The 15465-nt window shown below is 67.2% G+C and carries 12 protein-coding genes; 1 reads left to right on the top strand and 11 read right to left on the bottom strand.

What is annotated here, in order from left to right:
- Positions 1-24: 24 nt before the first annotated feature.
- Genes ACMZ91_RS09030 through ACMZ91_RS08990 form a run of 9 tightly spaced genes read right to left on the bottom strand, consistent with a single transcriptional unit; the run spans position 25 to position 12376 of the window.
- Positions 25-1833, bottom strand: a complete 1809-nt coding sequence (locus tag ACMZ91_RS09030) for a hypothetical protein (protein WP_049461567.1) — start codon at positions 1831-1833, stop codon at positions 25-27.
- Entirely contained in the window at positions 1830-3998 is a 2169-nt protein-coding gene (locus ACMZ91_RS09025) for a hypothetical protein (protein WP_414577280.1), read from the bottom strand. The genes ACMZ91_RS09030 and ACMZ91_RS09025 overlap by 4 nt, the downstream gene beginning before the upstream one ends.
- A complete protein-coding gene (locus ACMZ91_RS09020; RefSeq protein ID WP_277778859.1) occupies positions 3995-5116 on the bottom strand; it encodes a BatA domain-containing protein in 1122 nt (373 codons plus the stop codon). The genes ACMZ91_RS09025 and ACMZ91_RS09020 overlap by 4 nt, the downstream gene beginning before the upstream one ends.
- Entirely contained in the window at positions 5113-6009 is an 897-nt protein-coding gene (locus ACMZ91_RS09015; protein ID WP_277778858.1) for a DUF58 domain-containing protein, read from the bottom strand. Before ACMZ91_RS09015 ends, ACMZ91_RS09020 begins: the two co-directional genes overlap by 4 nt.
- Positions 6010-6016: 7 nt before the next feature.
- Complete coding sequence (locus tag ACMZ91_RS09010) at positions 6017-7000, bottom strand: AAA family ATPase (protein ID WP_049461571.1); 984 nt, start codon at positions 6998-7000, stop codon at positions 6017-6019.
- Positions 7001-7016: 16 nt separating this feature from the next.
- On the bottom strand, positions 7017-7724 hold the full coding sequence (locus ACMZ91_RS09005) for a DUF4159 domain-containing protein (protein WP_277778857.1): 708 nt from the start codon (positions 7722-7724) through the stop codon (positions 7017-7019).
- Positions 7724-9058, bottom strand: a complete 1335-nt coding sequence (locus ACMZ91_RS09000) for a TldD/PmbA family protein (protein ID WP_019336350.1) — start codon at positions 9056-9058, stop codon at positions 7724-7726. The genes ACMZ91_RS09005 and ACMZ91_RS09000 overlap by 1 nt, the downstream gene beginning before the upstream one ends.
- Positions 9059-9079: 21 nt before the next feature.
- On the bottom strand, positions 9080-10714 hold the full coding sequence (locus tag ACMZ91_RS08995) for a TldD/PmbA family protein (RefSeq protein WP_032128710.1): 1635 nt from the start codon (positions 10712-10714) through the stop codon (positions 9080-9082).
- Positions 10715-10744: 30 nt separating this feature from the next.
- Positions 10745-12376, bottom strand: a complete 1632-nt coding sequence (locus tag ACMZ91_RS08990) for a TldD/PmbA family protein (protein ID WP_277778855.1) — start codon at positions 12374-12376, stop codon at positions 10745-10747.
- A gap of 774 nt (positions 12377-13150) precedes the next feature.
- Here ACMZ91_RS08990 and ACMZ91_RS08985 point away from each other — a divergent pair.
- Positions 13151-13765: a DUF938 domain-containing protein gene (locus tag ACMZ91_RS08985; RefSeq protein WP_049462868.1), complete on the top strand. Its 615-nt coding sequence runs from the start codon at positions 13151-13153 to the stop codon at positions 13763-13765.
- Here ACMZ91_RS08985 and ACMZ91_RS08980 read toward each other — a convergent pair whose 3' ends face one another.
- Entirely contained in the window at positions 13766-15088 is a 1323-nt protein-coding gene (locus ACMZ91_RS08980; protein WP_049462867.1) for a type II toxin-antitoxin system HipA family toxin, read from the bottom strand. It abuts the gene before it with no gap.
- A 3-nt stretch (positions 15089-15091) separates the two neighbouring features.
- Positions 15092-15349 (bottom strand): helix-turn-helix domain-containing protein, encoded by a 258-nt coding sequence (locus tag ACMZ91_RS08975; RefSeq protein WP_414577283.1) that lies wholly within the window; start codon positions 15347-15349, stop codon positions 15092-15094.
- Positions 15350-15465: the final 116 nt, after the last annotated feature.

The raw sequence follows: 15465 nt of genomic DNA, 5'->3' as shown, positions 1-15465 counted from the left end.
CGACCCCGGGATCAATCCCCGGCTTCAGCGTCGCCGTTCCAGCCACCACAGCAGCGATGCGCACAACACGAACGCCAGCCACCACGGCCAGCGTGGGCCTGCCACGGGTTGCATCACTGACGCGTCTGCCGGCGTGCTGGCAGCCAGTGCACGCGTGGTCGCATCGATCATCGCCTGCCGATGCAGCGTCGGTGCATCCTTCGGATCGAACACATAGCGCCAGACAACGATGTCGCCGTGCTGCAGGCGCTGCCAGCCCGGTTCGCGGGGCCACCAGCCAGCGCAGCGCAGCGCCGACGTCGCGCCATCGACGATCAGGGGTACATCGTCGCCACGCCTGTTGAAGACCTGCAGCGGCGCCTGCACACCGCACAGCGTCTGTCGTTCGCCTGCCCAGCCGATCGGTTGCGGTGACCACAGCGCATCAGCGCTGCCCTGTGCACGTGCCAGCGTGGCCACCACGCCGCTCCACAGTTCGCCGTGGCGGTCGTCGCGCCCGGCCAGTACCCAGCGCCAGCTGTCGGTCAGCGGCAGCAGGCCGATGCGGCCCTTGCCGGCAGCGCGCCAGCCACCGACAGCCTTGCCCGTGCCATCCTGCAGCAGGGCGGTGCTGCCCGGTGCCTGCAGCGCGAGTGCTTCCAGCGCAGGCAGGGGAGCATTGTGCGAGCTGCGGTCAGCCTCTTCGCCGTAGCCGGTCGGCAGCGTACCCGCGGCGAGCGGGCCACGCCGTGCAGCGAGGACCGCGCTGTCGCCGTCGCCGGGAAGTTCGAGGGTGCGGCTGCTTCCATCGCCCTGCACCGGCAGGCCCAGATCGCGGAGGCGCTGGCGCGCGCTGGCCGAAGGTGCGCCCGCACTGCGTACCAGCACGCCCAGTCCCTCGCGCAACGCCTGCCGCACGGCAGCCAGCTGGCCGGCACTCAATGCGGCCAGGCTGCGCTCGTCCAGCAACAGCAGATCGCTGCGCGCGAGTGACGCCGCATCCAGCGCGACCGCGCCATCTCCCACGCTGACACCCGCCCCGGTATCGGCCTGCGCCTGCACGCGGATGCCGGCATCGGCCGCCCAACGCCGCAGGTACTTCAGCTCTGGACCCGGCGCACTGGCGCGCACCAGCAGGCGCAGCGGTGCGGCCGGCAGGGTCTGCTGCGGTACCGGTACGCTGTCCACCACATGGCCGTCGGCATCGAGCAGGCGCAGCTGGAACACGCTGCGGCCCTCGGCGCGGGCGATGCCGCTGAGCTTCACGCGCCCGTCCTCGGCAACGTCCGTGCGATCAACCACGCTGTCGGCGGGGTCAAGCAGCTCTGCTTTCGCTTTGGCCGCGCCACGCGCCTGTGCCTGGACGTCAAAACGAGCACCGGGAGCGACATCGGCCGGTGGTTGCAGTGCGATCCAGCCGCGCGGCTCCGGTGCGGCCTGCCAACGTACATCCGGTGGCAGCAGCGCATCACGGTCACGTGCGGCCAGGCCCGCACCGACCAGTGTCAGTGTGGACGCCGGATGCTGGCGCAGCGCGGTGGCCATGTCGGGAACGCGCTGTGCGCCGGGAACATCGGCAGCTTCGGGCAAAAGCAACAGCGGGCCTTCGCTGGCCGGGAGCGCGCCGGCCTTGCCGGCATCGGTTCCCAGCACGACCAGCCCGCCTGCGGGTTGCTGGCGGGTGGGCGGCACCAGGCAGAAATACAGCAGCGCGGCGACGATGATCTGCAGTGCGATCACGATCCACCGGCGGCCAGGGTGCGCGGTGTTTCCACGCAGCTGGCGCACGCTGGCGATGACCACGATCAGGACGAGTGCCAGCGCAATCCACAGGTTCACAGCGGAGGCGTTCATGGCTGCGCCTCCAGCGCGTCGAGGTAGCGCTGGCCCATCGCATCGGCGGCACTGCGCCGCATCGCCTGCGGCAGCGGACGCTGCAGCGCCCGCCACAACTGTGCGCGCAGGCGCTGGCGACAGTCGCTGCAGTCGGGCTCGATGCGCAGCTGCTCGATGGCCGCAGCCAGATCGAGTGCATCGGGCAGGTAGGCCGCGTTGCGCTGCTGCCAGGTCGCGAGCGCGTCCAGATCCGGCGCGCCGGTGTCGTCGCCGAGACGCTGCCAGGCTTCGACGATGGCCGGATCGGGCGGGGTGCGGGCGGCCAGCGGCAGTTCACGACTGGCCAGCCCGGCACGGTCACCGCCGAGGCGGCGGCCTTCATCGATCGGTGGCAGCTCCGGTCCGACACGGGCCAGATAGATGCGCTCGGCCTGCTGCACCTGCTTGATGAAGCCCAATGCCTTGTAGGCAAACGGAAGCGCCTGCTCCGGGCGGCCCTGGCGCAGCTCGCCTTCGGCCGACCACATCTGGTCAAGCGCCGCCTTCAGCGTGGCACGGGTCTGCGGATCGAGCAGAGTGGCCGCCTCGGCGTGGTCATGGGTGTGTCCGTATTCCGAGAGCACGTCGGTGGCGCTGCCGAACACCGGTGGCGTATCGGCATTGGACGCCTTGCCGCCGTGATCGTGGCCATGCTCATCGTGCGCTCCGGCCTCGGCGCCATGGTCGTGATCGTCGTCGTGATCGTGGTCGTCTGCGGCGGGCGTATCGCTGGTGGGCAGGTCGCTGGTCGGCGGTGGCTTCGGCGCACCTTCGCTTTCCTCACCCAGGAACTGGCCGTAGCGCAGGCGCAGGATGCGCTGGTCGACGCCGATCGCATCGCTGCGCTTCACGAAGTCCTCGGCGGCGAGAGTGCGGCGCTGCCGGATCAGCGCTTCGGCATCAATGATGATCTGCCTCTGGCTGCGGAAGTAGGCCGGCAGGGTCTTCTTGATGCGGCCTTCCAGCTCTGCACCGAGTGCGACTTCGGCGCTGGGCAGGCGCAGGATCACGCTGCTGCTGCGTCCGGTCTGCGGCGTGGGCGCATGGTTGTCGCGCACCTCCAGCTGGGCGATGACATCGTTGCCCGATTGTGCGCCCAGCGCAGCCAGATCAAGGGTGTGGGCGAAACGCCGCGCGGTGGCTTCGCCGCTGCCGGCAAGCGTGACGCTGCGCTTCACGAAGGTGATGTTCTCGCCGCTGCCCTGGGTGGTGGTGATCGACAGCGTTGCCTGCGCCGCGACACCGTAATCGTCGCTGCCCTCGAAGCGCAGCGCCCACTGGCGTTGCCCCGGCGTGCCCAGCACCAGGTTGGCGGCCGGCTCCAGCACGCGCACGCTGGGTGCACGGTCGGCCACCACATCCAGCCGATGCAGGCGGGTCTCTGCCAGTGCCGGTTCGCTCACCACGCGGTACAGCACTGGCGTGCGTGCCACATCCTGCGCCTGCCACTGACCTTCGTGCTCGCTCAGCGGCAACCGGCGACCATCATGGAACTGCAGCCATGCCTTGTCCGGTGCGTGGTCGAAGCGCAACGACCACGACAGCTGGCTGTCGGCGGCGACCTTGGCATCCAGTGCGTTCTGGGTGAGCGTGGACTGGCCGGTATAAGCCGGTGCGTCGATGCGCAGGCGGGTGGACTGCAGGTGCAGTGGGCCCGCGGCAGCCGTACTGCCTGGCGCCGACGTGCGAGCAGGCGCGGAACCGGGATTCGAACGCGGCCAGCCGAGTGCCAGCGCAACGATGGCCAGGCTTGCGATCCAGCACAGCGCCAATGCCCCACGCGGCCAACGCGGACGCAGCTCCGGCATCGCGCGTTCAAGCGTGGCCAGTACATGCACACGCTGGCGCTGCTGCAGCGGATTGAGCGTGGTGGCGTCGGCGAACAGCAGATCGGCGCTGTCTTCGCTCGTACCGCTGCCATCGAGTTGGCGCTGCAGCCACTGGCGGTCCAGCTGGCGGGCACGTGCAGTGGCGAAGGCCGCGCAGGCGAGCAGGCTGACCGTGGCGACCACGCAGGCGATATCGAAACCGGACAGCCGCAGTGCGAGCGCCGTCGCAGCCAGCGCCCACGGCAGGCCCAGCAGCAGGGTGATGGCGGCGCGGCGACGATGCGCACGTTGCCAGGCATGCTGCAGCGTCTTCATGCGATCGCCCTGCGCCGCGCGCTGCTGGCCATCCAGCGTTCCAGTGCGAACAGCAGCACGATTGCCAGCAGAAGCCACGCCGTGGGCTCACGCACCGGCGACGCTGCGGCGGGCAGTGCAATCTGGCGCGGCGCCTGGTCCTGTGCATCGCCCACGCGTGGCGACGGCGGCGGCTGCAGGGCCAGCAGCAGGGAACGCGGCAGCTGTGGATCACGCAGCGCGGTGTTGCTGGCGGCATCCCAATCACCCGGTAGTGACAGCAGGCGGCCAAGGCCGACACGTTGCTGCCACAACAGCGGCACGCCTTCGGCGCTGCGCAGCAGGACCTGGGCTTCCGTGGCGGGCTTGGCGGCGATCAGCACACTGCCGCCGTCGCGCAGCCAGGCCTGCCAGTTCGCCGGCAGTGCGTCGTTGCGGCTCCATACGCCGATCTCGCCGCGTTCGGGCAGGGCATCCGCCACCAGAGGAGCGAGCGGCGCCTGCACGCCCCACGCGCGCTGCAGTGCATTCAACCAGTGCTGGGCAGCGGCCGAAGCATCGCTGTGCACGCGCAGTCGCGGCGACGTTGCGGCACGCGGTTGCGCAGTGACCGGCATCGGCTGCGTGTGCCATTGCACCTCACGCGACAGCTGCAGGCGGGCGCCATCCAGGCCGGGCAGGGGATCGGGAACGTGCACGGTCAATGCGGTGCCAACGGGCAGCTGCGCGTCCAGTTCGCGCAGCAGGCTGGGCAGGGATGCGCTGGTTGCAGGTGGCGCCTGATCAATGGCCGGGAAGCCGGGCGCCAGCCAGTGCCAGTTGCGATCCGCAGAGGTACCGCGCAGTGCAGCGGCATCCAGCCCCGGGGCCACCACCGTCCATGCACTGGGGGCCGGCACGGGGCCGGTCAACGCAGGCCGTGCCAGCAACAAGGCCTGCGCGGCCAGCAACAGCAGGCGCACCAGCAGCAACGGCCAGTCATCGAAGCGGATGCGCTGGCGCGGACGGATCTGTGCACGCAGCCAGCGCAGCGCGGCGAAATCCAGCGGCGTATACGGATGGCGCCGGGCGAGGTGGATCAACAACGGCAACAGCCCTGCGGCGAGCGCGGCCAGGCCCAACGGGAACAGCAGGATCATGCACCGCCCCCACGCCCGAACAGCGCCTGCAGTGGTTGATCCAGCGGCTGGTCGAGCCAGCCGGTGGCACTGGCGATGCCACTGGCCTGCAGGCGCGACTGCAGCGCACTGCGTGCGTCGGCGAAGCGCTGCAGGTAGTCGGCGCGGATCGCCGCACCATCGCCCAGCAGTTCCTCGCCGGTTTCCGGATCGCGGAAGCGGTGGCCGGCATCGAACGGGAAGTCGCGTTCGTCGGCAGTCAGGATCTGCAGCAGGGCCACTTCGCGGCGCGCGCTGGCCAGTTGTTCCAGCAGCGCGATGCAGGCTTCGTCGAAGCCGTCGCCAACTGCCAGCAGCAGGTCACCCGGACGCACGCGCTCCCACAGCGGGCGCAGGCGATCGGCCGCAGGCCAGCCACCGCGCGCCTGCAGCGCATGAAGTTGCAGATGCACGCGGTCACGCTGGCGTGCGCCGTTCGCTGCGGGCACCAGTTGCAGTCCATCGCCGTTGATCGCCAGCAGGCCGAAACGGTCGCCCTGCTGCAGGGCCAGTTCGACCAGGCAGGCGGCAACGCCGCGCATGTGGTCCAAGCGCGTGCGTTCCGGCGCCGCGCGGTCGGCCTGACCGGCCGAAGCGGTGGCATCGAGCAGCAGCCAGACCGTGATCGGGCTTTCGCGTTCGGATTCGCGCACGAAGAAGCGGTCCGAGCGTGCATACAGCTTCCAGTCGATCTGGCGCAGCTCGTCGCCCGGTTCGTAGGCCCGGTACTGGGCGAATTCGAGGCCCGCACCGCGGCTGCGGCTGGCGTGCTGGCCGATGCCGCTTGCGCCGCTCGCCAGGCGCGGCCGCAACCGCAGCAGGCGCAGGCGCGCACGCAGTTCCGGTGGCAACGTCAGCGGGGCATCTGCGTTCACGCGTGGCTCAACCCGGGAACGGCACGGCCTGCAGCAGGGCGGCGACCACGTCGTCGGCACGCTTCTGCTCGGCCTCGGCGGCGAACGACAGCAGCAGGCGATGGCGCATCACCGGTGCGGCCAGTGCCTGCACATCCTCGCGGGTGGCGGCGAAGCGGCCCTGCAGCAGTGCGCGTGCCTTCGCCGCCAGCACCAGCGACTGCCCGGCGCGCGGGCCCGCACCCCACTTCACCCACTGGTTGATCGCCGCGGGTGCGCCTTCGCCTGGGCGGCTGGCGCGCACCAGGCGGGTGATCCAGGCCAGCACATCAGGGCTGACATGCACCTGGCGTACTGCGGCCTGCAGCGCGATCACCGCTTCGGCATCCATCACCTTCGGCACAGCGTCGGTGGCACCGCCGGTGGTCTGTTCCAGGATCTGCCGTTCCTCGTCTTCGCTGGGGTAATCCACCAGCACGTGCAGCAGGAAGCGGTCCAGCTGTGCTTCCGGCAGCGGGTAGGTACCGGCCTGCTCGATCGGGTTCTGCGTCGCCAGCACGAAGAACGGTGCGGGCAATGCGTAGGTGGTGCCGGCGTAGCTGACCGTGCGCTCCTGCATCGCTTCCAGCAGTGCGGCCTGGGTCTTGGGCGGGGTGCGGTTGAGTTCGTCTGCGAGCAGCAGGTGGGTGAAGATCGGGCCCTGCTGGAAGCGGAAGTGGCGATGGCCGGTGCCGTGGTCTTCCTCCAGCAGCTCGGTGCCGAGGATGTCGCTTGGCATCAGGTCGGGGGTGAACTGCACGCGCCGGAACTGCAGCTCCAGCGCCTGCCCGAGCGAGCGCACCAGCAGGGTCTTGCCCAGCCCCGGGGCGCCTTCCAGCAGGCAGTGGCCGCCGGCCAGCAGGCCGATCAGCAGCTGTTCGACCACGGTGTTCTGGCCAACCACCGCGCGTGCGAGCGCAGCGCGCAGATCGTGCAGGCGCGGCAGCAGGGAGTCGAGGTCAGCGGTGGTCATGGGCGTGCAGGTCCTATCAATTGTTCAACGCGTACATCACGATGTTGACGCCGAAGCGGGTGTTGTCTTCGGCCAGGAAGCGCTTGTTGCGCCAGTCGTAGTCCCACTCGCAGCCGTAGTCCTTGTTGCTGTAGAGCAGGCTCAGGCGGCCATCGACCTCGATGCCCTTCAGATAGTCGTGCACCAGGTCATCTCCCCAGCCGTTGAGTTCGAAGCTGGTGGCGGGCGGGCCATCGGGGAAGCGGAAGAAGCTGCGGTACAGCGGGTGGCTGTTGGGCAGCTTCTGCAGTGCCTTGGGACCAAACAGGCGACCCATCTGCGCCTCGAACGAGGTGGCGAACAGGCCATCGATATCATGATTGCAGTCGTCGACGAAGACGAAGCCGCCATTGCGCACGTAGCGCACGAAGTTCTGCCGCTCGGCGGCATTGAACTCCACCAGTGTGTGCCCGGCCAGGTAGCAGAACGGCGCTTCCAGCATGCGCGGGTCGGCCAGCGCCACCACGTGTTCCTGCGGGTCCACGCGCAGCGAGGTGTAGTCGATCAGCGAGGTGATCAGGTTGGACGGCATGCGCGCATCCACATCCCAGTCGCCGGAGTCGTACTGCAGGCGGGTGAACCAGAAGTCGTAGCGCGAACTGCGCGGGCCTGACTGCGCCAAGGCCGGCAACGCCGCCGCCGAAGCGGCAGCGGCCAACCAGCGCAGGCAGGCCCGGCGATCCATCAGACGGCGTCGGACAGCGAGGTGAAGGTGAAATCGCGCAGCTTCATCGGCGGGATCATCATCACGTAGCTGGATTCATCACCGGCCACGCGCACCGGCTTACCCAGCTCTTCGATGTTGTTGAGCATGATCACCGGCGATTCGTTGAAGCGGAAGTTCTTCACCGGGTGCTTGATCTGGCCGTTCTCGATGTAGAAGGTGCCGTCGCGGGTGAGGCCGGTCAGCAGCACGGTCTGCGGATCGACCATGCGGATGTACCAGGTACGGGTGACCAGGATGCCCTTCTGGGTGCCGCGCACCAGCTCGGCGGTGCTCTTGTCGCCACCGCTCATCAGCAGGTTGCCCGGCGTTGCCTTGGCGGTCTTGCCCTGCTTCTGCGCCCAGAAGCGCGAGTAGTCCAGGTTGGCGATCTTGCCGTTCTCGATGATGGCCATGCGCTCGCGTGGCATGCCTTCGCCGTCCCACGGCAGCACCGGTGCGTCCGGATGCCACGGATCGGCAATCATGGTCACGCGCGGGTCGTAGACCTGCTCGCCCAGCTTGTTGCCGCCGCCCTTCTTCGACAGGAAGCTGCGGCCTTCATCGGCCGAGCGTGCGCTGAAGAAGTTCATCATGAAGCTGATCAGGCCCGCGGCCGCGGCCGGTTCCAGGATCACCGTGTACTTGCCCGGCTCCAGCGCCTTGGCTTCGGCCGATTCGGTGGCCTTGCGCATGGCGATGCGGATGTCCTGGTCAGCCTTGAAGTCGGCGGCATCCTTCAGGTTGCGGCCGACCCAGCCCGAACCGCGGCCATCTTCGGTGCGCACGGTGCAGGTGTAATCGAAGTTGGTGGTGCGCTGGTAGGCGAAGTTGCCGTTGCTGTTAGCGGTGGCCTGGAAGCCCTGGCCGTCTTCGAGGAAGCCAGCGGCGATCAGGCCGTGGCCACGGCAAGGAGCGATCGAATCGGCGGCGACCTTGGCGCGGAAGGCCGGATCGATGGCAGCGGTGGATTCGCTGAAGGTCGGGCTGGCGCGGTAGCTCTGCTTGCCGATGGCCGGCATGAACTCCGGGTTCTCCGGCGCCAGCCGGGCCAGATCCTCGGCACGACGCACCACGCGTTCCAGCGCGGCATCGTCGAACTCGTTGATCGAGGCCGTGCCGACGCGCTTGCCGAAGGCGACGGTGACTGCCAGTTCGGTGTTGTCGACGATGCCGCTGGTGGAGACATTGTTCAGCGCGAAACGGATGTTGCCGCTGATCGCGCCGGCCAGCACGGCGGTGCATTCGTCGGCCTTGGACAGGGCGATGACCTTGTCGAGGATGGCCTTGGCCTGGGCTTCGGTGAAGATACTCATGGTGTAAGGGCTCCTGACCGGTCAGCCGAGGCTGCGTGCGGTGTTGATGACGTTGATGCCGTTGAAACGCGCGGTCGACGAACCGTGCGAGACCGCCGAGACCTGGCCCGGCTGGCCCTTGCCGTCGAAGAACGAACCGCCCAGGCGGTAGTCGCGCTCGTCGGCGACGGCGGTGCAGGCATTCCAGAACTCCGGCGTGCGGATCTGGTAGGCCACGTCTTCCAGCATGCGGGTGATCTGGCCGTTCTTGATCTCGTAGAACAGCTGGCCGCCGAACTGCGCGTTGTAGCGCTGCTGGTCGATCGAGAACGAACCATCACCGATGATGTAGATGCCGTTCTCCACGTCCTTGATCAGGTCCGGCACGCTCAGCGGCTTCTTGCCCGGTGCCATCGACACGTTGGCCATGCGCTGGAACTGCACGCTGGACCACGAGTCGGCGTAGCAGCAGCCGTCGGACTCGGTCTTGCCGAGGATGTGGGCCTGGTCGCGGATGGTCTGGTAATCCACCAGCTTGCCGTTGCTGATCAGGTCCCAGCGCTTGCACTTCACGCCTTCATCGTCGTACGCCACCGCACCGAGGCTGCCCGGCTGGGTCTTGTCGGCGAAGATGTTGACCAGCTCGCTGCCGTACTGGAAATGCTGTTCGCGCTTGTCCAGGGTGGCGAAGCTGGTGCCGGCGTAGTTGGCTTCGTAGCCGAGCACGCGGTCCAGCTCCAGCGGGTGGCCGATCGACTCATGGATGGTCAGCCAGGTGTGCGACGGGTCGAGCACCAGATCGTACTTGCCCGGCTTCACCGACGGGGCCTTCAGCTTTTCCTGCGCCTGCTTGGCGGCGGCGATGGCATCTTCCTTCATGTTGTAGGAAGAGCTGTAGTTGACCACGCCATTCGGGCTGACCACCTTGCCGGCAGCCGCGCCGTCCAGATACTCGTAGCCCAGGCCCATCGGCGAGGACAGGCCTTCGCGGGTACGGAACTTGCCGCTGGACTTGTCGATGGCGGTGATCGTCATCGGTGCCCAGATGCGGTGCACGTCCTGGTCGATATAGGAACCATCGGTGGAGGCGAAGTACTTCTGCTCGTTGACCAGGAACAGCATCGAGTTGACGAAGCTGGCACCGGCGCCCATCGCCGCAGCGTTGACGTCCAGCAGCAGGCCGACCTTGTCCTTGATCGGCACTTCCATCGCATTCTTGCGGATAGGCGTGCGCCAGCTCACCTCACCCACGCCCGGCGCCTTGGCCAGCTGTACCGGTGCGGTCTGCACGCCGGCATTGGCCTTGGCGATTGCTGCGGCCTGCTGCGCGGCCTTGGCTACATCGGCCGTACCCAGCGCATTGGTGGCGGCGAAGCCCCAGGCACCGTTGACGATCACGCGGATGCCCACGCCGGTGGACTCGGTGTTCACCACGTTCTGCACCTTGTCCTCGCGGGTGATCACGAACTGGCGCAGGTAGCGGCCAATGCGCACGTCGCAGTAGGTGGCACCGGCCTGGCGGGCAGCGGCCAGCGCCGCATCGGCCAGGCGCTTCTTCAGCCCCAGGTCCAGCGTGCTCTGCAGTTGTTCGGCGGCAATCGCCTTGCCGAAGAAGGAAGGCACGATCAGCCCGCCCGCGGTAAGCCCGGTCAGGGCCAGGAAGTCACGTCTTTGCAAGGCTGCTCTCCATGTCGAAGGATGGGTGGCTCAAGCGCCGAGACTGCGCGCGGTGTTGATGATGTTGATGCCGTTGAAGCGGGTGGTGGACGAACCGTGCGAGACCGCCGAGACCTGGCCGGGCTGGCCCTTGCCGTCGAAGAACGAACCACCCAGGCGGAAGTCACGCTCGTCGCAGATCGCAGTGCAGGCATTCCAGAATTCCGGCGTACGGATCTGGTAGGCCGCATCCTCGACCATGCCGGCGATCTTTCCGTCCTTGATCTGGTAGTACAGTTGGCCGCCGAACTGCGCGTTGTAGCGCTGCTGGTCGATCGAATACGACCCGCGGCCGTGGATGTAGATGCCGTTCTCCACGTCCTTGATCATGTCCTCGACGCTGAGTGGCTTTTTGCCAGGTGCCAGCGAGACATTGGCCATGCGCTGGAACTGCACGCTGGACCAGGAATCGGCGTAACTGCAGCCGTGCGAGGCGTTGCGGCCGAGGATGTGGGCCTCATCGCGGGTGGCCTGGTAATCGACCAGGATGCCGTCGCGCACCAGATCCCAGCGCTGGGTCTTGACGCCTTCGTCGTCGTAGCCGACCGCACCGAGGCTGCCCGGTTGGGTCTTGTCGGCGAAGAAGGTGACGATGTCGCTGCCCCAGCGGAAACCGGCATCGCGCTTGTCCAGCGTGGCGAAGCTGGTGCCGGCGTAGTTGGCTTCGTAGCCGAGCACGCGGTCCAGCTCCAGCGGGTGGCCAACGTTCTCGTGGATGGTCAGGAACAGGTTGGACGGGTCCAGCACCAGGTCGTACTTGCCCGGCTTCACCGACGGCGCCTTCAGCTTCTCGCGCGCGTGGCGGGCGGCGGCGATGGCGTCCTCGACCGGGTCGTAGGAATCGCGGTAGGCGGTGATGCCCCCGGGCAGCTGCACCTTGCCGCGCGCATCGCCATCGAGGAACTCGTAGCCCATGCCCATCGGCGAGGACAGCCCGGCACGGGTGCGGAACCTGCCGCTGGCCTTGTCGATGGCGGTGGCAGTGAACGGCAGCCAGATGCGGTGGATGTCCTGGTCGATGAACGAGCCGTCGCTGGAGGCGAAGTACTTCTGTTCATTGACCAGGAACAGGGTGGAATTGATGTAGTCGGCGCCCGCATTCAGCGCGGCGGCGTTGAGCGCCAGCAGCAGCTCGACCTTGTCCTGGATCGGCACCGCCATCGCGTTCCTGCGCACCGGGGTCTGCCAGTGCACCTCGCCCACCGACGGCGTCGGTGCCAGCTGCACCGGCCGGGTCTGGATGCCGGCGTTGGCGCGGGCGATCGCTGCGGCCTGCTCGACCGCCGCGCGCACGGCAGCCTCGGTCTGCTGGTGGGTAGCGGCAAAGCCCCAGGCGCCGTTGACGATCACCCGCACGCCGATACCGGACGATTCGCGGTTGGTCACATTGCCGACCTGGTGCTCGCGGGTGATGACCGACTGGTTGAGATAGCGGCCGATGCGCACGTCGCAGTAGCTGGCCTTGGCTGTGCGTGCGGCGGCGAGCGCAACGTCCGCCAGGCGTCTGCGCTGGGCGGTATCGACCGGGGCGAGCAGCTGCTCGGCGGCGATGGCACGGGAATGCGGCAGCAGCAGGCCCGCCAGGCCCAGACCGGAAAAAGCCAGGAACTCACGTCGTTGCACAGCGTTTCTCTCTCTCGCTTGCGTGCGGTTGGCAACGGGCCGGACCGATCACGTCAACTCCTCGACTTTCGCCAGCGCGGGGCGTGGGGACAAGTGACTGCAGTCATGGTTGGGTGGGTTTCGGCAGGGCTTGCAGCCCTGCACCTGCTCAATGCAACGGCAACGGCAACGGCCAAAGCCAGAGCGGCATTCCGTGGGTTGGTGGGGCGGTGTCGGACTGCGGGGACGCCGCAAGTACGTCCCTGTAGGCTTGGCAGCCGCATCCATGCGGCTGACACCCCGCAATCCGACACCGCCCCACCTTCGACGGGTTCACTCGGCTGTTGGTAGGTGTCGACCTTGGTCGACACGTCTGTCAGATATCGAAATGCATCCGGGGTCAGAGCCGTTCTCCTGCGGAAAACGGATCTGACCCCAAGAGCCCTTCCGACAGACCGCAGAAAACTGTCGAAGGCGGGGTGGGTCCGGTTGCGGGGGCGTGAGCGCCATGGATGGCGCGACCGAGCCTCCATGGGTGAGGGCGCTTTGCTTGCGAAGCACCGCTTCGCAAGCGCCCGAACGCACAGCCGCCAGCGGCTGGGCCGGACCCCGGAGGGGGATTCACGGCGTCCCCCGCAACCGGACCCACCCCGCCATCCCCCAGGAAGCCCGCTGTTGCAGTTGCTTTGGCTGTTGCTGTTGCTGTTGCTCCGGCTCCTGCGGGTGCAGGGCTGCAAGCCCTGCAGACACCCCCTCGTGCACAATGGGGCCGACCCCGCCTGGACACCGTCCCTGATGTCGAGCAAGCCGTATTCAGAAGCCTGCGAGCGCAACCGCGAACCCATCGCCACCGCACTCGACCCGTGGATGGGCGACCGCCATCGGCTGCTGGAGATCGGCAGTGGCACCGGCCAGCACGCGGCGTTCTTCGCCGAGCGCTGGCCCTGGCTGCGCTGGCAGCCCAGCGATCATCCGGACCATCTGCCCGGCATCGAGGCCTGGCGCGCGGAGGCGGCGTTGCTGAATCTGCTGCCGCCGGTGGCACTGCAGGTGGAACTCCCCCCGGCGCCGGGCCTGTCGTTGCCCGAGGGCAGCACGTTCGATGCCGCATTCAGTGCCAACACGTTGCACATCATGGGCTGGGAGCATGTGCAGGCGCTGTTCGCCGCGCTGCCGTCGGTGCTGCGGCATGGTGCGCTGCTGGCGGTGTACGGCCCGTTCAACTACGGCGGTCGCTACACCAGCGACAGCAACGCGCAGTTCGATGCCTGGCTGAAGGCGCGTGATCCACGCAGCGGCATCCGCGATGTGGAAGCGGTGCAGGCGCTGGCGGCGGACAACGGCTTCACCCGCCTGGGTGATGTGGCGATGCCGGCCAACAACCGGTTGCTGCTGTGGCGGCTGGGGTGATCAGGCGTCCGGCGACATGCTGGAAAGGCGTGCCGCCGCAGCGCGCAGCCCGTTGAAAATGGGTTCGGACACGTTTACGGGGAAATCACTTGGGAGCTGACGCGCGACCTGCTCGATGGCGGGTTCGACGGCTGCGATCAGCGCTTCGATCCACGGCTCCGCACCATCAGCGACACCACAGGCGCGTGCGGTTTCGTTCCAATGGCGTCGTCGCACAAGGTGCAGCTTCCGGTGGCGATTCTTGCCCTGGACGGACATGGCGAGCTGTGCATTCCGCGGGTCGAGCTGGTTTGGCCCCCTACCCAGGATGGGATGCACCGACAATACGTCGTAGACGGGTGTCAGGCGGAAGCGTCCACCGGCTTCGAGGTAAACACTGAAGTTCTTGGCATGTCCATCGGTTGCAGCCAACATCCAGAAAAGAATCTGCGTCTTGAAGAAGGTCGCCCGATCCTCGAAATGCTCGGATTGTCGAAGCAGATCCATGATGGTCACGATGCCTGGGCCGCCATCGGATTCATACTTCCTGGCAGCGGGCAGACCGAAGACCTGGCACATGTCTTCCTGCGGCAGCCGCAGCCACCACCGGCGATCCGCAGAAAGGCGGCGGTCGAATCGCTCCACAATAAGCGCGCGTTCGTCCTTGAAGCGTCCCATCTGCGTATTCGCAACGGGGATTCCAAAGGCGGAAAGCAGTTGCATGCACAGCCATTCGTTCTCGACGGATTGGTGCATGTCCGCCCGCATGTTGCCCACAATGCCAAGCGGCAGCTTGAAGATATGGGTGGATGGGGTACTGCCGGTGGGAATGCACCACTGGCCAGCATGCAGCAGAAGTCCCGTCTTCTCCTGCGCACCGGCGATGGATATGCGGAACGCATCATCACTGGTGGGTGCGCCAGGTAGATTCCCTGCCGTCACCTGACGCAGGATCGCAGCGACGCCTGATTCGTCCAACGCTTCGCACGTAATCTGCTGGATGTCCCCCGGTGTATGCGAAAGCGGCAGCAGTTGCACTGCGCCGACGCAATCCCGGCCAATGGCTTCGAGAAGATCGAATGTGTCGCTGCTGCGCGTGGAGAACCTGTCGCGGATCCGGTTGCGGATGACGGCGTTGTCGGGAAGAAGGTTGTCGAAGTAGTTGTTGACGACATCGCCCCGATGGCTCTCACCCTCCGGGAGCAGGGGCAGTGAGAGTGACAACGGCCGGGACTGGGCGGAGCTGATCCACGAGTCGACGTACGAAAGCCGGGAAGAGCCGCTCCGGACATCATCCCAGAGCGCGACCTCGACACCATTCATCCAGACCCGCAGCGTACCCATGGCTCACCACTCCAACGTTGACGTTGTCTCCGGGCGGCTTCGCTGCTGCAATCTGACTTCCAGACCCAGCACTGCCCAGACCCGCATCAGCCGTTCGAAGCTTGCCGATGCCGGGTCGCGCTCCAATGCGCCTACTGCCTGGCGGCTTATGCCGAGCTGGGCCGCCAACTGCGCCTGGCTCAGGCCCGCCTGGCGCCTGAACGCACGCATCAGCGGTGCCAGTTGTTGAGGTGTCCTCACCGTGTGCAGCGGCCTGTCCATATCGGCAGTCCCCTAGAAAGTGACCGTACGCGAGCGTGTACGCAAAGGATAGGTTGCATTACGACAAGCAACCTATCTCTTTCCTTCGCTGGAGGCAACCTATCGATTGCTATCTC

This window comes from Stenotrophomonas sp. FR024 (assembly GCF_047500745.2).
GTDB classification, from domain to species: Bacteria; Pseudomonadota; Gammaproteobacteria; order Xanthomonadales; family Xanthomonadaceae; genus Stenotrophomonas; species Stenotrophomonas maltophilia_A.
The sequence above is the reverse complement of the archived record's forward strand: the minus strand, read 5'-3'. Positions and strand labels throughout refer to the sequence as shown.